This is a genomic window from Micromonospora violae, assembly GCF_004217135.1.
GTDB classification, from domain to species: domain Bacteria; phylum Actinomycetota; class Actinomycetes; order Mycobacteriales; family Micromonosporaceae; genus Micromonospora; species Micromonospora violae.
In genome coordinates this window covers 4,234,831-4,255,541 of the sequence record NZ_SHKK01000001.1, presented here as the reverse complement: position 1 = coordinate 4,255,541, position 20,711 = coordinate 4,234,831, and the positions used below count along the sequence as shown (strand labels likewise).

The window sequence follows — 20,711 nt, the reverse complement described above, 5'->3', positions numbered from 1 at the left end:
GTGTCGCACGACGAGGAGACAGAGGTACGCCAGCGCCTGCGCCGGCTGACGGAGACGGGTGTCGCACCGCTTCCCCGGCCAGCAGCGCCGATCCCGGGCGTACCCCCGTCGTCCGTGGTCGGCGCGCCACTCACGGACGCGCTGACCTCCCGGTCCGCCGCGCCGGTCGTCGAGCCGGCGTCGGACGGCCTTGCGGCTCCGCCCGAGTCGCGGTTGCCCGGGCCGGGGGCGTTCGACCCCGGGCGGCGGGGCGTGCGGGCCCTGGCAGTGGTGGCCGTGGTGGTGGTCCTGGGTGCGGCAGGTTGGGCCTGGCAGGCTCGACCCCGGTCGGAGCCGGTCACCCCGCTGCTCAGCGACGCCGTGTCGGCCACGCCGGCGGGTGAGCCCAGCGCGCCCGGCTCCGGCGAATTGGTGGTGGCGGTCGCGGGCAAGGTTCGAAAACCAGGTTTGGTACGCCTGCCGGCCGGCTCCCGTCTCGCCGACGCGGTTCAGGCGGCCGGCGGCGCGTTGCCCGGAGTCGACGTGGCGCTGCTCAACCCCGCCCGCAAGGTCACCGACGGCGAGTTGATCGTGGTCGGGGTGACGCCACCGCCGGTGCCGGGCGGTGCGGCCGGGCCTGCGGCGGGCGGTGTGGCGCCCGCCGGCGGGCCGCTGAATCTCAACACCGCCACCCTGGCGCAGCTCGATGCGCTGCCCGGGGTCGGGCCGGTGCTCGCCCAACGCATCCTCACCCATCGCGATCAGCACGGCGGGTTCACATCCGTTGGCGACCTACGCCAGGTCGACGGGATCGGTGATGCCCGCTACGAGCAGCTCAAGGACCTGGTGACGGTGTGAGCGGGTCCGCCACTGGTCCACCGCCGCCGCGCATCGCCCAGCGCCGGCCCCGGGCCGAGCCGGCTCAGGCCGTGTCGACGGCCGGCGGGGCTCCGTCCCAGCCACCGGATCTGCGACTGGCCGGGCTCGCCGTGGCGGCCTGGCTCACCGCGCTCGCCGGCCTGCACCTCGGGAGCCGGGCCGTCCTGCTGGTGGCCGGCGCGGCGGCCGGTCTGGTCGGGGTTGGTGCAATGCACCTGCTCGGCCGCCTCGGCCGTCCCCGAGCCGTGGTGCGGCGCTACGGGTGGGTTGTCGTGGCGGTCGGCCTCGGCGTGCTCTGCGGTGGTGCGGCCACCGCCGCCCGGCTCGCCGTGCGCGACGCGCCGGCGATCCGCGCCCTGGCCGAGCAACGCGCTCCGGTCACCGCCGACCTGGTCGTCCGGGACGATCCGCGTCCGATCCGGAGCGCCGGTCGGCCGGGCATGGTGCTGGTGTCGACCGAGCTGGTGCGGCTCACCGGCCCGGACGGCGGGCGGGTCCACGCCTCGGTGCGACTGCTCGTCCTGGCGACCGACCCGGCGTGGCGGGGCTTGCTGCCCGGGCAGCGCCTCACCGCCGACGGCCGGCTCGGCGTTCCGCGCGGTGGCGACCTCACCGCGGCAGTGCTCAGCACCAACGACCCACCGGAGCGGCACGGCGCGCCGTCCTGGGCGCAGCGGGCCGCCGGGACGCTGCGTACCGGCCTGCAACGCGCCTGCGCTCCGCTGCCCGACGACCCCGGCGGGCTGCTGCCCGGTCTGGTGGTGGGCGACACCAGCCGATTGCCACCCGCCGTCGAGGAGGACTTTCGGGCCACCGGAATGACTCATCTCAACGCGGTTTCCGGCTCCAACGTGGCGATCGTGGTGGGTGCGGTGTTGTTGCTGGCCCGGTGGTCGAGGGCCGGTCCGTGGCTCGCCGCCACGCTGTGTGGGGTGGCGCTGGTGGGGTTCGTCATTCTGGTCCGCCCGTCGCCGAGCGTCGTACGGGCCGCCACGATGGGAGCGATCGGGCTCGCTGCCCTCGCCGCCGGTCGTCCGCGCGCGGCGCTGCCCGCGTTGGCCACCGCCGTGACCGTGCTGGTGCTCGTCGATCCCGAGTTGGCCGGCGACCCCGGGTTCGCGCTCTCCGTGCTGGCCACCGGTGGCCTGCTGCTGCTCGCACCGCGCTGGCGGGACGGGCTGCGTCGGCGGGGCGTACCGCCCGGGTTGGCCGAGGCGCTGGCCGTGCCGGCGGCCGCCCAACTCGCCTGCGGCCCGGTCGTCGCCGGGATCTCCGGCACGGTGAGCTTGGTGGCGGTGCCGGCCAACCTCCTGGCGGTGCCGGCCATCGCGCCAGCGACCGTACTGGGCGTCCTGGCGGCCATGGTGTCGCCGCTCTGGCCGGCCGGTGCCGAGTTCGTCGCGTGGCTGGCGAGTTGGCCGGCCTGGTGGTTGGTGGTCATCGCCCGGCAGGGCGCTCGACTGCCGGGCGGCACCCTGCCGTGGCCGGGCGGGGTGCCCGGTGCCCTGCTGCTGACCGGCCTGACCGTTGCGCTGCTGATCGCGGTGCGCCGGCCACTCGTCCGCCGACTGGTGGCGGTGGTCGGGGTCGCCGCCGTGGTGGGTGCCCTGCCGGTTCGGCTGGTAGCCGCCGGCTGGCCGCCGGCCGGTTGGGTGGTGGTGGCGTGCGCGGTGGGTCAGGGCGACGCCCTGGTGCTTCCGGTCGCCCCCGGTCGGGCGGTGGTGGTGGACGCCGGGCCGGAACCAGGGGCGGTGGACGGTTGCCTGCGTCGGCTCGGCGTACGGGAGGTCCCCCTGCTGGTGATCAGTCACTTTCACGCGGATCATGTGGGCGGGGTGGCCGGGGTGTTCCGAGGGAGGCGGGTGGGTGCCGTGCTGACGCCATCGTCTACCGACCCGGAGGGCGGCCGGGACCTGGTTCGGGCCGCGGCCGCTGGCGGGCGGGCCGCGCTGCTGACCACCGTGGCCGGCGCTCGCCATCCGGTGGGTGGAGTCGACCTGTTGGTGCTCGGCCCGCCGTACCCGCTGGCCGGGACGAGATCCGACCCGAACAACAACTCGCTGGTGCTGCGGGCCACCGTGGCCGGGGTGCGGATCCTGCTGGCCGGTGACGCGGAGACCGAGGAGCAGCACGCGATGGTGGCGCGGGCGGCACCCGGCCAGCTCCGGGCGGACGTGCTGAAGGTCGCGCACCACGGCTCGGCGTACCAGGACCCGGGCTTCCTCGACGCGGTGCGGCCGACGGTGGCGCTCGTGCCGGTGGGCACGGGCAACACCTACGGGCACCCAAGTCCGGGGCTGCTCGCCCGGCTGGGCAGGGGCGGCGTGCGGGTGCTGCGTACCGACACGGACGGCGACGTGGCGGCGGTCCGAATGGGCGCCGGTCTGGCGGTGGCCCGGCGAGGCGTGCCCGCAGGCCGACAGCCCTGAGCCGGGTCTGCGGCCCTGTCGGGTCCGTGGCCTTGCCGGGCCTGCGGCCCTGTCGGGTCCGTGGCCTTGCCGGGTCTGCGGCTTGCGGGTCCGTGGCCTTGCCGGGCCTGCGGCCTTGCCGGGTCGTGGCGTTGCGCCGCAGGTCGGCAGTCCTGACTCGCGGGCCGGCAATCGGACTCCCGCTCGCCGTCCGGGCCCTTGATCGACTCGGGATTCTTGACGTCGCGGTGTCACCGGCGGTCTAACACCGCGACTTCCTTGATCCCGTGTGGATCAAGAAGCGACCCCATTGTCTACACGAATTGAGGATTAAATGGGGAATTGAGGCAGATGTCTGGATTTGCACTGAGTGCGGGCTGCGCCGACCAAGCAGTGAATGAGCAGGCACGATCCCGCCGCAGGCCGTGCGAATATGGGCGGCGTGACCCCCGCCAGCCTCGCCCCCATTCTGCTCGTCCTCGGTGATGAGGAGTTGCTCGCCACGCGCGCGGTCACCGAAGCTGTCGCGAAGGTCCGCTCCGTCGACCCCGAGGTGGACGTCCGGGAATACCAGGCCAGTGCGCTTACCGTCGGCGAGATCGCCGAGATGCTCAGCCCCTCGCTGTTCGGCGGGCGGCGGCTGCTGATCCTGCGCTCCGGCCAGGATGCCCGCAAGGACCTGGTCGCCGCGTTGTTGGCGTACGCGAAGAATCCCGACCCGGACGTCCAACTGCTGGTGCTGCACCTCGGAGGTGCCAAGGGCAAGGCGTTCGCCGACGGCCTGCGGGCGGCCGGCGCGACGGTGGTCCCGGCCGCCAAGCTCAAGGGGCACCGCGACCGGGTGACCTTCGTCCGCGACGAGATCCGCCGAGCTGGCGGAAAGTGCACCGATGACGCCGCCGAGGCGCTCATCGCCGCGGTCGGCAACGACCTGCGCGAGTTGGCCGCTGCCTGTTCTCAACTGATCGCCGACACCGATGGGCGGATCAGCGCCGAGACGGTCTCCCGTTACTACCGGGGTCGGGTCGAGGTGACCGGCTTCACGGTGGCCGACGCCACCATGGTCGGCGACGTGCCGGCGGCGCTTGAGGCGCTGCGCTGGGCCCTGCACGTCGGGGTCGACCCGGTGCCCATCGCCGATGCCCTCGCCGACGGGGTGCGCACCGTGGCGCGGGTGGCATCGGCCGGGCGGGGTAGCCCGTACCAGCTGGCCAGCAGCCTCGGAATGCCCGCCTGGAAGATCGAGCGGGCACAGCGGCAGGGGCGGGGTTGGACGCCGGAGGGCCTGGTGCGGGCCATGCAGGCCGCCGCCGAGTGCAACGCGGCCGTCAAGGGCGGCTCCGACGACCGGGCGTACGCCCTGGAACGTGCGGTCTTCTCAGTCGCGGCGGCCCGGCAGGGCAGCACCAGGTGACAAGGGTGAACCGCCCCGCGTGGGCCACCATTTCCGTGGACGAGGAGCGTTACCGACCGCTCTACGCCCGGCTGCTCGGCCTGCGGTTCGTCAACCCCGGCGGCGTGCTGTGCTTCCTCTTCTTCGAGGGCGCCATCGCGTTGGCGGTGCTGCTCGCCCTCGCCGAGTTGGTCAGCTGGTGGGCGGTGCTGGTGCTGCCGATCGTGGTGGCGGTCATGGTCAAGCTCAACGACATGGTGGCCGCGGTCGTGGTCCGCTCCGCCGCGCTCGTGCCTGAGCAGGAACGGGACCGATTTCGCCGGCAGATGGAACCGGTGGTCGGCCGAGCCCGGGTGGAGTGGGTTTCGCACAGCGTTCCCGGCGTGGTGATCACCGCCGACCCGGTGCCACCTCCCCGGCAGGCCAACCCGTCAGACTGAGCGCCGACCCCCGGCGGGGCCACGCACCGAACGGCCGGCCCGGAGAAACCGAACGGCCGGCCTCTGGACACACGGAAGCCCCGGGCCTGAGCCCGGGGCTTTCCGAATCAGTCTGACGGTGAAGTCGTCAGGCGGAGAGCGCCACCACGCGCTTTGCGATCGCGGACTTGCGGTTCGCGGCCTGGTTGGAGTGGATCACGCCCTTGCTGACGGCCTTGTCCAGCTTGCGGGAGGCGTCCAGCATGAGCGCGGTCGCCTTCTCGACGTCACCGGCCTCGGCAGCCTCGTGGAACTTCCGGACGGCGGTCTTCAGCGACGACTTGACCGACTTGTTGCGCAGCCGGGCCTTCTCGTTCTGCCGGTTGCGCTTGATCTGGGACTTGATGTTCGCCACGCGACAGCCTCGTCTTGATAGCTCGGGTTGGTCAGCTTATTGCGCGTGATGCCGAACATGCGTCATCGCCACGCGAAGAGCCAGGTTACCAGGTCGCCCCGGACGAGCCAAAACGGCTCGGTCCGAACGGCGTTCTCCCGGGTGGCCGGGGCTCACTCGGACGTTTCGACGCTTGATCCACTCGGCTTCCTGAAAATCGGGGCATCCGACCACGTCAGAAGGCCCGATTTCAAGAAACCCGAGTCGATCAAGCGCCGCCGCCGGGCCGCGCCGCCGCCGGGCCGCGCCGCCGCCGGGCCGCGCCGCCGCCGGGCCGCGCCGCCGCCGTCATCGCCAGCCCTGGCGGCGGGCCAGCCAGTCGAGCGACTGTTCGCCGCTCCAGCGCTGGTGGGCGGGGAGGTGCGGCGAGGCCGTCGGCGGTGCGGCGGCAGCGCCGGTCAGGTGGTAGCCGGCCAGGGCGGCCAGGGTCGCGTCCAGCGCGTCCGGGGGCGCACCGGCAGCGGCCGGGTGGGTGGCGAAGAGCCGGTCGGCGTCCAGCCCGCTGGCGTACGCGGTGAGCAGGAGGCCGGCCAGGTCGAACCAGGCCGGGCCGGAGCAGACCCAGGTCCAGTCGCAGAACCAGGCTCGGCCGTCCGGGCCGATCAGTACGTTGTCGACCCGTAGGTCACCGTGGATCAGTCCGGTCGCCCCGGCGGCGTACCGGGGGAGGAGGGACTCCAACTCCACCAACTCGGGCAGTCGGCCCTGAAACCGCGCGGGCAGGGGTGGGGTCGGCTCGCGACCGGCGGCGACCTCCTCCCACCAGAGGATGTCCGACCGGGCCAGGTCGGCCAGGCGCGGCAGGCCGAGCGCGGTCAGCTCGGCCGGTGGGTCGGCCAGGGCGGCGGCGACCTGCGCGTACCCGGCGAGGGTGGCGTCCAGTTCGGCGGGCACCCAGGGCAGGCGCGGGGTGTGTCCGTCGACGGCGTCGGTGCAGAGCACGAACCAGCCGGCCGCGGCGAGGGTCCAGCGGGGGCGGGGCGCCGGCAGGTCCGCCGGCAGCCGGTCGAGGATCGCGGCCTCTCGGGCGTACCAGTCGACCAGATGCGGTTGCTCGGCGGCGGGTGCGGCCTTGACGAAGGCCCGACCACCGTCGGCGGTGCCGAGCACGGCGGCGAACCCCCGGGTGAAGCCCGCGCCCGCGACCCGGGCGGTGACCACCGGCGCGCCGAGCCGGTCCGCGACTGCGGCCCGCAGCGCCGCCGGCAACTCCGGCCACGACGGGCGCAGGGCACTCGCGTGGTACGGCACCGGCGGCAGCAGGGGAGCGGACACCCCACCATGCTGCCCCGGGGTACGTGCGCGACGCACGGCGACACTGCCAGACTGCCAAGCCATGAGGACCGAGGACTTCTGGAAGCTGATCGACGAGGCGCGGGCCGGCGGTGGTGGTGAGCCCGGCCCGGTCGCCGCGCGGGCCGTCGCGCTGCTCGCCGAGCGCGATCCGGAGGACATCATCGGGTACGCGCGGCACCAGATGCGGGTGCTGGCCGCCTCGCACAAGGCGGATCTGTGGGGTGCGGCGTACCTGATCAACGGTGGCGCCTCGGCCGACGGCTTCGAACACTTCCGGGGTTGGTTGATGACCCAGGGGCGGGCCGTCTTCGCCCGCGCGGTCGCCGAACCGGACTCGCTGGCCGAATTGCCTCAGGTGCGGGCGGCCTCGCTCAGCGGCGAGGAGTTCGCCGCCGAGCAGATGCTCTCGGTGCCCTGGGACGCGTACCGCAAGGCCACCGCGACCGAGCTGCCGGCGGACCGCGACCCGGTGCGGACGCCGGACCTGAACGACTTCTGGGACTTCGACGACGAGGACGAGGCGCGTCGCCGGCTGCCCCGGCTGGCCGCGCTCTTCGTCGAGCCGCCGATGGAGTGAGGGGTCCTCGGGCCGATCCATCGCCCGCGCATCGGGCGCGCCCCGGCGGCGTGGGAACATAGAGGGGGTCGGCGGCGCGCCGGCCTGTTCACGTCAGCCGACCAGAACGGACCGCTGTGCCACCGAAGCTCGATCCCGGCGCGAACGCCCCTGGTGCCACCGACCCCGGTCGCATCCGGAACTTCGGCATCATCGCCCACATCGACCACGGGAAGTCGACCCTGGCCGACCGGATGTTGCAGCTCACCGGCGTGGTCGACCCCCGGCAGATGCGCGCGCAGTACCTGGACCGGATGGACATCGAGCGCGAGCGCGGCATCACCATCAAGAGCCAGGCCGTCCGCATGCCGTGGACGATCCGTGAGGGTGAGCGGGCCGGTGAGCACGCCGTCCTCAACATGATCGACACCCCGGGGCACGTGGACTTCACCTACGAGGTGTCCCGGTCGCTGGCCGCCTGCGAGGGTGCCGTGCTGCTGGTCGACGCCGCGCAGGGCATCGAGGCGCAGACCCTGGCCAACCTCTACCTGGCGCTCGAGAACGACCTGCGCATCATCCCGGTGCTCAACAAGATCGACCTGCCGGCCGCGCAGCCGGAGAAGTACGCCGAGGAGTTGGCGCACCTCATCGGCGGCGACCCCGCCGACTGCATCCGGGTCTCCGGCAAGACCGGCGAGGGCGTCCCGCACCTGCTCGACGAGATCGTCCGGCAGTTCATCCCACCGGTCGGCGACGCCGAGGCGCCCGCCCGGGCGATGATCTTCGATTCGGTGTACGACGTCTACCGTGGCGTCGTCACGTACGTCCGGGTCATCGACGGCCGGATCAGCGCCCGCGAGCGGATCAAGATGATGTCCACCGGGGCGGTGCACGAGCTGCTGGAGATCGGCGTCATCTCCCCCGAGATGGTCAAGGCCGAGGCGCTCGGCGTCGGCGAGGTCGGCTACCTCATCACCGGTGTGAAGGACGTCCGGCAGTCCCGGGTCGGTGACACGGTCACCATCAACAGCCGGCCGGCGGCCGAGCCGTTGGGCGGCTACAAGGACCCGAAGCCGATGGTCTACTCCGGTCTCTACCCGATCGACGGGTCCGACTACCCGAACCTGCGCGAGGCGTTGGACAAGCTCAAGCTCAACGACGCCGCCCTGGACTACGAGCCGGAGACCTCTGGTGCGCTCGGCTTCGGCTTCCGCTGCGGCTTCCTCGGCCTGCTCCACCTGGAGATCATCCGGGAGCGGCTGGAGCGCGAGTACAACCTCGACCTGATCTCCACCGCGCCCAACGTCGTCTACCGGGCGATCACGGACGACGGCGCGGAGATCGTCGTGACCAACCCGAGCGAGTACCCCACCGGCAAGATCGCCGAGGTGTACGAGCCGGTGGTCCGGGCCACCGTCCTGACGCCCAACGACTACGTGGGCGCGGTCATGGAGCTCTGCCAGGGCCGGCGCGGCACCCTGCTCGGCATGGACTACCTCTCCGCTGACCGGGTGGAGCTGCGTTACACGCTGCCCCTCGCGGAGATCATCTACGACTTCTTCGACCAGTTGAAGAGCCGTACCAAGGGTTACGCCTCCCTCGACTACGAGCCCTCCGGTGAGCAGGCGTCCGACCTGGTGAAGGTGGACATCCTGCTGCACGGCGAGCCGGTGGACGCGTTCAGTGCCATCGTGCACAAGGACAAGGCGTACAACTACGGCGTCACCATCGCCGCCAAGCTGCGTACCCTGATCCCGCGCCAGCAGTTCGAGGTGCCGATCCAGGCGGCCATCGGCAGCCGGGTCATCGCCCGGGAAACCATCCGGGCGATCCGCAAGGACGTTCTCGCCAAGTGCTACGGCGGTGACATCAGCCGTAAGCGCAAGCTGCTGGAGAAGCAGAAGGAGGGCAAGAAGCGGATGAAGATGGTCGGCCGGGTCGAGGTCCCGCAGGAGGCCTTCATCGCCGCCCTCTCCTCCGAGTCCGGCGACGGCAAGGCCGCCGGCAAGAAGTAGGTCGCCACGCCGTACGCGCCCGGGTGCCACACGTGCCCGGGCGCGCTGCGTTGCCGGGCGTGTCGCGCGCTCGGCTGCCAGTCTGTGCCGCTGGTGCAACGAGGGTGACCGTCGGGCGCGGAAGTTTTGTGCCGCTGTGGTGGCGGGCGCGGGTCGATGAGACGGGCTCCTACCTGTGTGAATGTACGCCTGCACCAATCGACGCACTGCTCAGGCATTGACAATCTGCGTTCTCCCAACAGGTGAATCGGTTTGGGCTTTCGGTGAGTCGGGCACTTAGCCGTCACGACAGGAAGCACACACCTCGTGTGCCAGACATTCTTTTGAAGGAGGGCGACCGTGGAGTTCACCGTGTGGGGCATCATCACTGCGATCGTTGTTGGTCTCATCATCGGGGCGCTCGGCCGTCTGGTCGTCCCGGGCCGGCAGGACATGCCGATCTGGCTGCACATGCTGATCGGTATCGGCGCGGCCCTGCTGGGCACCGTCCTGGCGCGGGCCATCGGCATCGCGACCGAGACGAGCGGCATCGACTGGGGCGAGCTGCTGGTGCAGGTCGTGCTGGCCGCGATCGCGGTCGCGCTGGTGGCCGGTGTGGGTGGCCGCCGCCGCTTGACCCGATAACCCGCAGCACCAACCCGCACCACCGCGACATCTCCGGATGGGCGCCCGGCCGACAGGTCGGGCGCCCATCGGCGTTCCGCCGGCCGTCCGCGCCAGCGGTTCCGGTGCCGGTCGGGTGGTCTTCGGCGGCTGCGTCGCGGTGATCGACTCGGTTTTCGTGATGTCGAGGTGTCCCGGTGGCTCTGATGCCACGGATTCAATGACCTCGTGTTGATCTTGATCGTGTGGCGGCCGTCCGGCCGTCCACCGGGGATGCCCGCCGGTGGGCCCGGGGTGGAACGTGGTCTTGTCGGCCAAATCGTGATCGTTTGGTGCGTGCAGTCGGTTTGGATTTTCGAGGGGTCGGGCAATTAACGGTCACGACAGGAAGCACACGCATCGTGTGTCAGACATTCTTTGAAGGAGGGTGGCCGTGGAGTTCACCGTGTGGGGCATCATCACTGCGATCGTTGTCGGTCTCATCGTCGGCGCGCTCGGTCGCCTGGTCGTCCCGGGTCGGCAGAACATGCCGATCTGGCTGCACCTGCTGATCGGTATCGGCGCGGCGCTGCTGGGCACGGTCCTGGCGCGGGCCATCGGCATCGCGACCGAGACGAGCGGTGTCGACTGGGGCGAACTGCTGGTGCAGGTCGTGGTGGCCGCGATCGCGGTCGCGCTGGTGGCCGGTGTGGGTGGTCGCCGTCGCGTCACCCGATAACGACCCGGCATCATCTGGCGACACAGCACCACTGGTAGGAGAGCACGACTCGAAAGAGCGCCCGGCCGAGAGCTGGGCGCTCTTTCGTGTTGAACTGCCCAACTTGGTCCGGTGCCGGACCTCGGTCGTCGGGCCGCTGCGGTACGGTCGCCACGTTTCGGCCAGTCCCACCCACTGTCGTAAAGGAATTCTCCGTACTAGGGTGCGGCGGAGAAGGTTAGTTCCAGGCGGCGCGAGGGGAGAAGTGGCGTGAACAGGTGGAAGCGGCTGGCCCCGGTCACCGCCGTGGTGGCCTCGGCCGCGATGGTGCTGACCGGCTGTGGAGGCTCCGGCGATGCGGCCGACGACAAACTCACGGTCTGGATGATGGGCGAGGGTGGGGACGCGCAAAACTCCTTCCTCGACGGTGTCGAGGCCGAGTTCCGCCAGAAGCACCCCGACACCGATGTGGTCGTGCAGTACATCCCCTGGCTGGAGGCGCCGAAGAAGTTCCAGGCCGCGCTCGCCGGTGGTGAGGGGCCGGACATCACCGAGCTGGGCAACACCGAGACTCAGGGTTGGGCCGCCCAGGAGGCGCTCGCCGATGTGAGTGGTCGGATGGGCGGCTGGGCCGACGGCAAGGACCTGCTGCCCGACCTGGTGCGCAACGCGCAGCTCGACGGCAAGCAGTACGGCGTGCCCTGGTACGCGGGTGTGCGCGCGATCTACTACCGCACCGACTGGTTCGCCGAGGCCGGCGTGCAGCCCCCGAAGACCTGGGACGAGCTGGTCACCGTGGCCAAGACGGTGCAGGCGAAGAAGAAGGGCACCTACGGCATCGCGTTGCCCGGCAACTCCGAGCTGCCCTTCTACTCCTTCCTCTGGGGAGCGGGCGGCGAGATCGCCAGCAACCAGGGCGGCACCTGGAAGTCCGGCTACACCACGCCCGAGGCGCAGCGGGCCGTCAAGTTCTGGACCGACCTGGTGACCGTGCACAAGGTGGCTCCGCCAGCGGCGGCCGGGTGGAACGAGATCGACGCGCGTACCCAGTTCGCCACCGGTAAGGCCGCGATGGCCTTCGCCGGTAGCTGGCAGCAGGGCGCCATCAAGAAGGACAACCCCGAGATCGAGAAGGTCTGGGGTACGTTCCCGATCCCCGGCCCGGACGGCAAGGCCGCGCCCGGTTTCGCGGGCGGCTCGGACGTGGCGATCTGGAAGGACAGCCAGCGGCAGGACCTGGCCTGGGACTACCTGACCGTGCTGCTGAACAAGAAGAACGCGCAGAGCTTCGCGAGCAGCCTCGGCTTCTTCCCGGTCTACCAGGACCTGGTCTCCGGTGGCACGTACGCGGACGACAAGGTGATGGCGGCGTTCGCCACCACCATGCAGAACACCAAGCTCACGCCGCTCACCCCGAAGTGGGTGGAGGTCAGCCGGACGAAGACGGTGACCCAGGCGATGAACAGCTCGGTCATGAAGGGTCAGAAGACGGTCGAGAAGGCTACCGCCGACGCGGCCAGTGAGATGGAAAGCATTCTCAACGCCAAGTGACCACGCTGACCGAGGTGCCGGAGGCGGCCGCCGCGCGGGAGACCCCCGCGCGGCGGCGTCGCCGGGTGGACCGCCTGCCCTACCTGCTGCTCCTGCCCGCCCTGCTGATCATCGGGGTGCTGCTGCTCTGGCCGCTCGGCCAGGTGGTGGTGATGTCCTTCTACCGGCTCAACAGCGTCCGGCAACTGCGCGGCGATCGGGAGTGGCCGTGGGTGGGGTTCGGCAACTACGCCGAGATCCTCGCCGACCCGTTCTTCCTGACCGTGCTGCGCAACACGGTCCTGTTCGCCGCGGCCAACGTGCTGCTCACGATGGTGCTCGGCACCCTGGTGGGGCTGCTGCTCAACCGGCTCGGTCGCAAGATGGCGACGTTCGTGGCGAGCTGCGTGATGCTCGCCTGGGCCACGCCGGCGCTGACCGGCACCATCGTCTGGAAATGGATCTTCGACGACACGAGCGGCCTGGTCACGTGGCTGTTCAACGCGTTGCCGGACGGGCTCTCGAACAGTGTGTTCGGGCGTAGCGACTGGACCGGCTACGGCTGGTTCAACTCGCCCCTGCTCTTCTTCGCCATCCTCACCCTGGTGGTGGTCTGGCACTCGTTCCCGTTCATCGCGGTGAGTGTGCTCGCCGGTCTCAAGAGCGTGCCGAGTGAGCTGCACGAGGCGGCCCGGGTGGACGGCGCCGGCCCGTGGCGGGTCTTCTGGACGATCACCTTTCCGTTGCTGCGCCCGGTGTTCGGGATCCTGATCGTGCTCTCCACGATCTGGGACTTCAAGGTCTTCACCCAGCAGTTCGTGCTGGCTGGCGGCACCCAGGACCGGCCGACGTTCATGCTCGCCATCTACTCGTACGCCGAAGCTTTCTCGCCGCCGCCGAAGTACGGGCTCGGCTCGGCCATCGCGGTGATCCTCACGCTCATCCTGTTGGTGGTCACCGGCTTCTACGTACGGATGGTGCTCAGGCAGGAGGACGAGTCGTGAAGAAGGTCGCCCTCAACGGCGCCGGGCTGCTGGTCGCGCTCTTCGCGGCGTTCCCGGTCTACTGGATGATCTCCACGTCGCTGAAGCCGAGCAACGAGATCTTCTCGGCCACCCCGCAGCCGGTGCCGACCCATCCGACGTTGGCGCACTACCGCGAGATCCTGACCGGCAACCTGATCCCCGGGGTCAGCTTCCTCGACTTCTTCCTCAACAGCGCGCTGGTCGCTGTCTCCACTGTGGTGCTCAGCGGTCTGGTGGCGTTGCTCGCCGCGACCGCGGTGGCCCGGTTCCGGTTCCGGCTGCGGACCAGCTTTCTGATCATGTTGCTGGTGGTGCAGATGATCCCGCTGGAGGCGCTGGTCATCCCGCTGTTCCTGATGATCCAGCGACTGGGGCTCTACAACACCCTGCCCAGCCTGATCCTCACGTACCTCGGATTCTCGTTGCCGTTCGCGGTGTGGATGCTGCGCGGTTTCGTCGCCGCGGTGCCGAAGGAACTGGAGGAGGCGGCGGCCATCGACGGAGCCAGTCGGGCGCAGACCTTCCGGCGGGTGCTCTTCCCGCTGGTCGCGCCCGGCCTGGTGGCCACCAGCATCTTCTCCTTCATCACCGCGTGGAATGAGCTGATCTTCGCGTTGACGTTCATCAACGACCAGGGCCGTTACACGCTGCCGGTGGCGATGACCTTCTTCTTCGGTCGGGACGACACCAACTGGGGGCCGGTGATGGCCGCGTCCACCCTGTTCACCCTGCCGGTGATCATCTTCTTCCTGCTGGTGCAGCGTCGGATGGTCTCCGGCCTGGTGGCCGGCGCCGTCAAGGGTTGACCGGGCGCGACCGACGCCTGCGCGCCACGCCCTAGGCTGACGGTCATGACGGGCAGGGTGGCAGCGGTGAACCTCGGCATCGTGACCGAGGCGGGATGGGCCGGTGACGCGAGCGGTCGCAGCGGCATCGACAAGCGGCCGGTCGACGGCCCGGTGTCGGTGCTCACCGGCGGCCTGGCCGGCGACTTCATCGGCGAGCGGGCCCACCACGGCGGTCCCGACCAGGCGGTCTACGCGTACGCGGAGGAGGACGCCGCCTGGTGGGTGGCCGAACTGGGCCGCCCCATACCGCCCGGCGGCTTCGGCGAGAACCTGACCACGTACGCGGTCGACGTGACGGGTGCGGTGATCGGCGAGCAGTGGCAGGTGGGTTCGGCCCTGCTCCAGGTCACCAAGCCGCGTACCCCCTGCACCACCTTCGCGGGGTTCTGGGGCGTACCGGATCTGATCAGGCGGTTCACCGTCCGGGCGTCGCCCGGGGCGTACCTGCGGGTGCTGCGCGAGGGGGAGGTCGGCGCGGGCGACCCGGTCGAGGTGGTGGACCGGCCGGCGCACGGAGTGACCATCGGCGAGGTGTTCCGGGCGACCAGCCTGGAGCCGGAGTTGTTGCCTCGGCTGCTCGACGCCGAGGGCCTGCCGGAGCCGATCCGGGAGAAGGTCCGCCGCCGCCTCACCCGCCAGGGCTGACCGGCGGCTCGCAGAGACGCCGGGGCACTCGCCCAGGGGCGGACGTGCAACGGCCCCCTGCCATCGCCGAGCGTTGACAGGGGGCCGTCCTGCGAGCAATGGGTCAGCGGAGCCAGGGGACGCTGCGGTCGAGCAGACCGCGCTCCTTGAGCTCCTTGCGCAGCGGGATCTCGTCGTCGACGTACCCGTCCCAGTTGATGCCCCAGTAGTTGGCGGTGTGGGTGCCCTCACCGATCAGCTGGCGCTGCACCGGGGTGCGGTTGCGGTACCACTCGCCGTCCACGTCGGGGTGCAGCTCGTCCAGCGGACGGATCCACCGGTAGGTGTAGCCGACGAAGAGCATCTTGCGGGTGATGGTCGACAGGTTCGTCGACCGGGAGTGCCACTGCCGACGGTCGAAGATGAAGGCGTCGCCCGGGTTGGCGGTGATCTCCACCGTGCCCTCCGGGTCCGGGTTGTGCACGCTGAGGTCCTTGGGGCGGTCCAGCGAGTTCCACAGGTGGCTGCCCGGGATGACCTTGGTGGCGCCGCGGCCGGTCTCGGAGAGGTCGGACAGCACGTACGCGACCTTGAGCGAGAACATCGGCCGGGGCAGGTTCGGGTCCATCGTCTCCGGGTCGGAGTTCTGCCGGTACCCGTCCTGGTGCCAACCCCAGTACGGCTTCTCCGGCTCGAGCGCCGGCGGGGTGACGTCCAGGTGGTTGTGGTGGGTGTAGATGTTCCAGCCGGCCAGCCCCCACATGTACGGGAAGGCGATCGGGTGGGTCAGCAGCTCACCGAAGAGCTCGTCGCGCTCCAGGAAGCCCAGCAGGTGCAGGGTGCCGTCCTTCTTGGTGGTGCCCTTCGCCTGCTCCTCCGCGTAGACGCGGTCGACCGCCGCCTCCAGCGCCGCCCGGTGGTCCTCCGTCAGGACGTTGCGCAGCAGGAGGAAGCCCTGCTCGTGGAACTCCTTGCGGTCAGTGTCGCTGATCGGTTCGTAACCGGTCCGGTCGCCGTAATCGAACACCGCGTCGTACCCCTCCCCATGAGGTGAAACCTTTTCTGGCACAGGCCGCCGATCGTAACGCGGTCGCCCGAGCATCGGGAGGGCGTGTTGTGGGGATTGGGCCGCAGCGGGACCGCGCGCAGCGAGAGAAACGCACAGAGTGAGATCTGCGTGATCAATAGAGCGATTTGCTGCTCGTTGCCCGATTGTGCGGTGACTGCCGGTTAAGAGATCCGGGTCGATCAGCCCTCGTTGAACACCTCGGCCACCACCTGGCCGGCGGGGTTCTGCTGGCCGTTCACCCGGCCCCACGAGCCGTCGCGGGCGGTCCACTCCAGGTCGCCGAAGCGGACCCGCTTCACCCCGTGGTCCTGGGCGTGCGACACCAGCCAGTGCGCGTACCGCCAGCCGTCGCGCTGGTCGCCCGGGGTCACCGCCAGGCCGGTCGGGTCGGTCGGGTCGGTGCCCTTCAGCCCCCAGTCCAGCACCAGGTTGCGGGTCAGCTGCGCGGCCGCCGCCGCTCCGCGCATCGCCGGGGTACGCCCCACCGTGCAGGCGACCGCGCCGCTGGCATCGCCGAGCAGGGCCCGGCTGAGCACCTCGGAGTCGTCAGCCCACTTCTGGTACGCCTCGGGGAACGCCGAGCGCTGCACCCGCTGGGCGGCGTCGGTGACCCGCATCTTCTCCCAGCCGCGCACCTTCTTGAGGGCGGCGTAGAACCGGTTGGCCGCGTAGCGCGGGTCGCGGATCTGCGCCGGGGTGCCCCAGCCCTGGCTCGGCCGCTGCTGGAACAGGCCGACCGAGTCACGGTCGCCGTCGGCGAGGTTGCGCAGACCGGACTCCTGGTACGCGGTGGCGAGCGCGACGACCACGGCCCGTTCGGGCATTCCGCGCTTCGCGCCGATCGCCGCGATGGTCGCCGCGTTGGCCATCTGGTCGGCGTCCAGCGCGACCCGTCCGTCGGCCTGCACTGTGCACTTCCGTGCCACCAGCGGCAACGTGAGGTTGTCGCCGACCTGCCGTACGACGAGCCAGATCGCGATCACGGCGACGAGGATGAGCACCACTCCACCCGCCACGGTTGCCCGAGTTCGCACCCACACCCCCAGATCGACAGTCCGCCAAGCGTACGTCCCCGCGGAGCCTCTCCGGGTCGTCCGAGCGGTTCGGGTCCAGCCGGGCCGACTCCGGCCGGTTCGGGGTCGGCTTCGCTGTCGTGTCCCGGTTGGCGACGTTCCCGCTTCGGCCGCGATCTCACCTGTCGCTTTGTGCTGTCACCCGACCCGGTGCCGCGCTGTCGTGCACGTCACCGGGTAGCCGGGAGCGGGAAGCGATTGACCGGTCCAGGACTTGAAGCGGTTGACATATCAATCCGACCTACCACCCATACCGGGCGCATAGGTCGCTTCAGGAGGAGGGTTCCATGGGAACGCTGGATGGCAAGGTCGTACTGATCACCGGCACCGGTGGCGGCCTGGGCCGCGTCGCGGCGCTCACCTTCGCCCGCGAGGGCGCGAAGGTCGTCGGGGCCGACCTCCAGGTCGCCGGCAACGACGAGACGGTCGCACTCGTCCGCCGCGCCGGCGGCGAGATGACCGGCATCGCCCCGGTCGACCTCACCGACCCCGAGCAGGTACGCAGGCTCGTCGACGACGCTGCCGCCGCCTACGGCGGGCTCGACGTGGTCTACAACAACGCGGCCGCGCTCCGCTTCGGGCCGATGCCCGACTACTCCGTGGCGGACTGGCGCTACACCATCACCGGAGAACTCGACATTCCATACTTCGTGTCGAAGTTCGCCTGGCCGCACCTGGTCCGGCGCGGTGGCGGTGTCATCATCAGCGCCGCCTCCATGGCCGGGATGATCGGCGGCCACGTCCCGCCGATGGTCGGTCACACCGCCGCGAACGCCGGCATCATCGGCATGACGCGACAACTCGCGCTCGAAGGCGCGCCCCACGGGATCCGCGCGGTGGCGGTCAGCCCCGGGCCCACCCTCACCCCGGCCAGCGAACGTGACCTCGGTGACAACCAGGAGGCGCGCGACGCGATCACGGCCAAGACGCTGCTCAAGCGCTTCGCGCGCCCCGAGGAGGTCGTCGAACTGGTCGTCTTCCTCGCGTCCGACCGGGCGTCGTACATCACCGGGGCGAACTACCCGGTCGACGGCGGCGCCACCGCCTGGTGACCCGACCTGGGGCGCCGCCGCGGCGGCGCCCCGACCGTCAGTCGTCGAGGGCGGGCACCCACCGTGCCGCTCGACGCTCGCGGAAGGCCATGACCCCCTCGCGCCCCTCGTCGGACAGGAAGTAGCCGGTCGAGACGGCGGAGAGCCGCGCCAGGTCAGCGCGGAGCTCAGCGGTGCCCGGTCGGCGCAGCAGCTCCTTCGCGCCGGCCAGCGCCCCGGGCGCGCCGCGCACCAGCGAGTCGCAGTAGCCGCGTACCGCGTCGTCCAGCCCGTCCGCCGGGACCGAGGCGGTGACCAGGCCGATCGCGGCGGCCCGGCGACCGTCGAACGTGTCCCCGGTCAGGTACAGCTCGGCGGCGGCGCGGGGATGCAGCCGGGGCAGCACGGTCGCCGAGATCACCGCCGGGATCACCCCGATCCGTACCTCGGTGAACGCGAACGTGGCCTCATCGGCGCAGACCGCGAGGTCGGCGGCGGCGATCAGGCCCAGCCCACCGGCGCGCGCCGGCCCGCCGACCCGGGCCAGCACTGGCTTCGGGCACTCCCAGAGCGCCTCCAGTACGTCGCCCAGCATGCCGGCCGGCACCGTCCCGCTGGCGTACGCCGCAGCGGTCTCCTTCAGGTCCGCGCCCGAGCAGAAGACCGGGCCGGTGTGGTCCAGCACGATCACCCGGACCGCCTCGTCGGCGACCGCGTCCGCCAGCCCGGCCAGCAGTTGGGTCATCAGGCCGGTGGAGAGCGCGTTGCGGTTGTGCGGGCTGTCCAGGGTGAGGGTGGTCACCCCACGGGCCGTGGCGACCCGCACGAGGACGTCGGGAGAGGTCATGCCGGGCACACTAGTGGCCATGCCCGGCGTCCTTCCAGATGGTGAGACCGTCCCCGTCGACGGTTCGTTGCCCGCCACCGCCACCGCGACGGTCGGCGCGCGCGGCTTCGGCGTGTACGTGCACGTGCCGTTCTGCGCCAGCCGGTGCGGCTACTGCGACTTCAACACCTACACCGCCGCCGAACTGGGCGGCGGCGCGAGCCGCGAGGGGTACGCCGACACCGTCCTGGCCGAGCTGACGCTCGCCGCCCGGGTGCTCGGCGACAACCCGCCGCCCCGGGTCGACACCGTCTTCGTCGGCGGCGGCACGCCCACCCTGCTCCCCGCCGACGACCTGGCCCGCATCCTCGACGGCATCGACCGCACCTGGGGGCTGGCCGCCGACGCCGAGGTGACCACCGAGGCCAACCCGGAGTCGGTCACCCCGGAATCGTTGAAGCAGCTGCGGGCCGCCGGCTACACCCGGATCTCGCTGGGCATGCAGTCGGCCTCCCCGGGGGTGCTGGCGATCCTGGACCGCAAACACAGCGCCGGCCGGGCCACCGCCGCCGCCCTGGAGGCGCGCGACGCCGGATTCGAGCACGTCAACCTGGACCTGATCTACGGCACCCCGGGGGAGCGGGCCGAGGACTTCGCCGCCTCGCTGGAGCAGGTCGTCGCCGCCGGGGTGGACCACGTCAGCGCGTACGCCCTGATCGTCGAGGACGGCACCCGGCTCGCCGCCCGGATGCGGCGCGGCGAGCTGGCGTACCCCAGCGACGACGTGGCCGCGGACCGCTACCTGGCCGCGGAGGCCGCGCTCGACGCGGCCGGGCTCTCCTGGTACGAGGTCTCCAACTGGGCCCGCACCGAGCAGGCCCGCTGCCGGCACAACCTGCTCTACTGGACCGGCGCGGACTGGTGGGGGCTCGGGCCGGGGGCGCACAGCCACGTCGGCGGGGTGCGCTGGTGGAACGTGAAACACCCCTCGGCGTACGCCCAGCGGTTGACTGCCGGCGCGTCTCCCGGCCTGGCCCGGGAGGTGCTCACGGTCGACGAGGCGCACATGGAGGACGTGATGCTCCGGCTCCGGCTGGCCAGTGGCCTCCCGCTCGCGGTGCTCGACGCCACCGGGCGGGCCGGGGCCGAGCGGGCGTTGGCCGACGGCCTGCTGGCCGCCGACGAGTACGCCGCCGGCCGGGCGGTGCTCACCCTGCGCGGGCGGCTGCTCGCCGACGCGGTCGTCCGCGATCTGCTGCCCTGACGAGACCCGCCGCCCCCGGTGCGGCCGGTGGTGAACCGGGCCGGCCGGGGGAGCGGCCGGCCCGGGTCACTTGATGAAGTTGGCCGACATCGGGTAGCGGTACGGGGTGCCCTCGTTGGCCTTGATGCCGGCGATGATCCCGAACAGGATCTGGATCACCACGACGGCGATGCTGGGCAGGAAGAGCAGGCACCAGCTCACGAAGAGCAGCACGAACGCGATGATCGACCAGAGGATCTGGAAGTTCAGCGCGGCGAGGGCGTGCGCCCGGACGGTCGGCGACTGCTGGCCGCGGGCCAGGTAGGCGACGAGCGGGGCGACGAAGCCCAGCGGGCCGAAGCTGATCAGTGCGCCGGCGGCGCCGCCGAAGTGCGCGACCAGCGCCCAGGTCTTGTCGTCGTTGTTGGCGTAGCCGCCGCCGGGGCCGCCGTAGGCCCCACCGGGCGGGTAGCCGCCGGGCGGGGGGTAGCCACCGGGCGGGGGATAACCGCCTGCCGGAGGGTAGCCACCTGACGGCGGTTGGTCACCGGTGGGCGGCGGATAGCCACCGGGCGGGGGATAGCCGGCCGGGCCGGGTGCCCCGGACAGTGGTGCGGTGGGCGGCTCGGTCGATGGGGACGGGCCCGGGGAGGTGGGCTCCGGCGGGTAGTTGCCGGGGTCGCCCGAGCCGGGAGGGCGAGGAGGTTCAGTCATGGTTGTCACGGTAGGGGCCCGGGGCAACG

At 71.3% G+C, this 20,711-nt stretch carries 20 protein-coding genes; 14 read left to right on the top strand and 6 right to left on the bottom strand.

The window, feature by feature from the left end; translation table 11 throughout:
* From EV382_RS18780 to EV382_RS18765, 4 genes are all read left to right on the top strand, one after another.
* On the top strand, positions 1–837 hold the full coding sequence (locus tag EV382_RS18780; protein ID WP_130403705.1) for a ComEA family DNA-binding protein: 837 nt from the start codon (positions 1–3) through the stop codon (positions 835–837).
* A gap of 71 nt (positions 838–908) precedes the next feature.
* Positions 909–3,287, top strand: a complete 2,379-nt coding sequence (locus EV382_RS18775; RefSeq protein WP_244236969.1) for a ComEC/Rec2 family competence protein — start codon at positions 909–911, stop codon at positions 3,285–3,287.
* Between the two features lie 412 nt (positions 3,288–3,699).
* Positions 3,700–4,680 (top strand): DNA polymerase III subunit delta, encoded by a 981-nt coding sequence (holA, locus tag EV382_RS18770; RefSeq protein WP_130403703.1) that lies wholly within the window; start codon positions 3,700–3,702, stop codon positions 4,678–4,680.
* Between the two features lie 5 nt (positions 4,681–4,685).
* A complete protein-coding gene (locus EV382_RS18765; protein ID WP_130403701.1) occupies positions 4,686–5,099 on the top strand; it encodes a hypothetical protein in 414 nt (137 codons plus the stop codon).
* 127 nt (positions 5,100–5,226) lie between these two features.
* On the opposite strand, the gene rpsT is transcribed toward EV382_RS18765, so the two are convergent.
* Positions 5,227–5,493: a 30S ribosomal protein S20 gene (rpsT, locus tag EV382_RS18760; RefSeq protein WP_030336508.1), complete on the bottom strand. Its 267-nt coding sequence runs from the start codon at positions 5,491–5,493 to the stop codon at positions 5,227–5,229.
* A 327-nt stretch (positions 5,494–5,820) separates the two neighbouring features.
* Positions 5,821–6,807, bottom strand: coding sequence for a phosphotransferase family protein (locus tag EV382_RS18755; protein WP_244236752.1), 987 nt, complete (start codon positions 6,805–6,807; stop codon positions 5,821–5,823).
* 61 nt (positions 6,808–6,868) lie between these two features.
* Here EV382_RS18755 and EV382_RS18750 point away from each other — a divergent pair, with 61 nt between their 5' ends.
* The 8 genes from EV382_RS18750 (at position 6,869) to EV382_RS18715 (ending at position 14,747) form a co-directional block, all read left to right on the top strand.
* On the top strand, positions 6,869–7,405 hold the full coding sequence (locus EV382_RS18750) for a DUF4240 domain-containing protein (protein WP_130403697.1): 537 nt from the start codon (positions 6,869–6,871) through the stop codon (positions 7,403–7,405).
* A gap of 116 nt (positions 7,406–7,521) precedes the next feature.
* The gene (lepA, locus tag EV382_RS18745) at positions 7,522–9,399 is read left to right on the top strand and encodes a translation elongation factor 4 (protein WP_130403695.1); all 1,878 of its coding nucleotides are present in this window, start codon (positions 7,522–7,524) and stop codon (positions 9,397–9,399) included.
* Between the two features lie 339 nt (positions 9,400–9,738).
* Positions 9,739–10,023 (top strand): GlsB/YeaQ/YmgE family stress response membrane protein, encoded by a 285-nt coding sequence (locus EV382_RS18740; RefSeq protein ID WP_130403693.1) that lies wholly within the window; start codon positions 9,739–9,741, stop codon positions 10,021–10,023.
* Positions 10,024–10,435: 412 nt separating this feature from the next.
* Complete coding sequence (locus tag EV382_RS18735; protein WP_130403691.1) at positions 10,436–10,720, top strand: GlsB/YeaQ/YmgE family stress response membrane protein; 285 nt, start codon at positions 10,436–10,438, stop codon at positions 10,718–10,720.
* A 249-nt stretch (positions 10,721–10,969) separates the two neighbouring features.
* Positions 10,970–12,250 carry a sugar ABC transporter substrate-binding protein gene (locus tag EV382_RS18730; protein ID WP_130403689.1) on the top strand — a complete coding sequence of 427 codons (1,281 nt, stop codon included), beginning with the start codon at positions 10,970–10,972 and terminating at the stop codon, positions 12,248–12,250.
* Positions 12,247–13,233 carry a carbohydrate ABC transporter permease gene (locus EV382_RS18725; protein ID WP_130403687.1) on the top strand — a complete coding sequence of 329 codons (987 nt, stop codon included), beginning with the start codon at positions 12,247–12,249 and terminating at the stop codon, positions 13,231–13,233. The genes EV382_RS18730 and EV382_RS18725 overlap by 4 nt, the downstream gene beginning before the upstream one ends.
* Positions 13,230–14,060: a carbohydrate ABC transporter permease gene (locus EV382_RS18720; protein ID WP_130403685.1), complete on the top strand. Its 831-nt coding sequence runs from the start codon at positions 13,230–13,232 to the stop codon at positions 14,058–14,060. Before EV382_RS18725 ends, EV382_RS18720 begins: the two co-directional genes overlap by 4 nt.
* A gap of 45 nt (positions 14,061–14,105) precedes the next feature.
* The gene (locus EV382_RS18715; RefSeq protein ID WP_130403683.1) at positions 14,106–14,747 is read left to right on the top strand and encodes an MOSC domain-containing protein; all 642 of its coding nucleotides are present in this window, start codon (positions 14,106–14,108) and stop codon (positions 14,745–14,747) included.
* Between the two features lie 103 nt (positions 14,748–14,850).
* Here the strand turns inward: EV382_RS18715 and EV382_RS18710 are convergent, their stop codons facing one another.
* Both EV382_RS18710 and EV382_RS18705 read right to left on the bottom strand, forming a co-directional pair.
* The gene (locus EV382_RS18710) at positions 14,851–15,753 is read right to left on the bottom strand and encodes a phytanoyl-CoA dioxygenase family protein (protein WP_165435827.1); all 903 of its coding nucleotides are present in this window, start codon (positions 15,751–15,753) and stop codon (positions 14,851–14,853) included.
* Between the two features lie 221 nt (positions 15,754–15,974).
* Positions 15,975–16,835: a hypothetical protein gene (locus EV382_RS18705; RefSeq protein ID WP_130403679.1), complete on the bottom strand. Its 861-nt coding sequence runs from the start codon at positions 16,833–16,835 to the stop codon at positions 15,975–15,977.
* A 320-nt stretch (positions 16,836–17,155) separates the two neighbouring features.
* Here EV382_RS18705 and EV382_RS18700 point away from each other — a divergent pair, with 320 nt between their 5' ends.
* Positions 17,156–17,920, top strand: coding sequence for an SDR family NAD(P)-dependent oxidoreductase (locus EV382_RS18700; RefSeq protein ID WP_130403677.1), 765 nt, complete (start codon positions 17,156–17,158; stop codon positions 17,918–17,920).
* Between the two features lie 37 nt (positions 17,921–17,957).
* On the opposite strand, the gene EV382_RS18695 is transcribed toward EV382_RS18700, so the two are convergent.
* The gene (locus tag EV382_RS18695) at positions 17,958–18,746 is read right to left on the bottom strand and encodes an enoyl-CoA hydratase-related protein (protein WP_130403675.1); all 789 of its coding nucleotides are present in this window, start codon (positions 18,744–18,746) and stop codon (positions 17,958–17,960) included.
* Positions 18,747–18,765: 19 nt separating this feature from the next.
* Between EV382_RS18695 and hemW the strand changes: the two genes are divergently transcribed.
* Positions 18,766–19,989 (top strand): radical SAM family heme chaperone HemW, encoded by a 1,224-nt coding sequence (gene hemW, locus EV382_RS18690; protein WP_208758637.1) that lies wholly within the window; start codon positions 18,766–18,768, stop codon positions 19,987–19,989.
* Positions 19,990–20,055: 66 nt separating this feature from the next.
* Here the strand turns inward: hemW and EV382_RS18685 are convergent, their stop codons facing one another.
* Positions 20,056–20,682 (bottom strand): DUF4870 domain-containing protein, encoded by a 627-nt coding sequence (locus EV382_RS18685; protein ID WP_208758444.1) that lies wholly within the window; start codon positions 20,680–20,682, stop codon positions 20,056–20,058.
* Positions 20,683–20,711: the final 29 nt, after the last annotated feature.

Excerpts from the sequence above, each read along its gene's own strand:
- holA (WP_130403703.1), top strand. The coding sequence starts at position 3,700 with ATGGGCGGCGTGACCCCCGCCAGCCTCGCCCCCATTCTGCTCGTCCTC.
- EV382_RS18750 (WP_130403697.1), top strand. The coding sequence starts at position 6,869 with ATGAGGACCGAGGACTTCTGGAAGCTGATCGACGAGGCGCGGGCCGGC.
- EV382_RS18715 (WP_130403683.1), top strand. The coding sequence starts at position 14,106 with ATGACGGGCAGGGTGGCAGCGGTGAACCTCGGCATCGTGACCGAGGCG.
- EV382_RS18700 (WP_130403677.1), top strand. The coding sequence starts at position 17,156 with ATGGGAACGCTGGATGGCAAGGTCGTACTGATCACCGGCACCGGTGGC.
- EV382_RS18695 (WP_130403675.1), bottom strand. The coding sequence starts at position 18,746 with ATGACCTCTCCCGACGTCCTCGTGCGGGTCGCCACGGCCCGTGGGGTG.
- hemW (WP_208758637.1), top strand. The coding sequence starts at position 18,766 with ATGCCCGGCGTCCTTCCAGATGGTGAGACCGTCCCCGTCGACGGTTCG.
- EV382_RS18685 (WP_208758444.1), bottom strand. The coding sequence starts at position 20,682 with ATGACTGAACCTCCTCGCCCTCCCGGCTCGGGCGACCCCGGCAACTAC.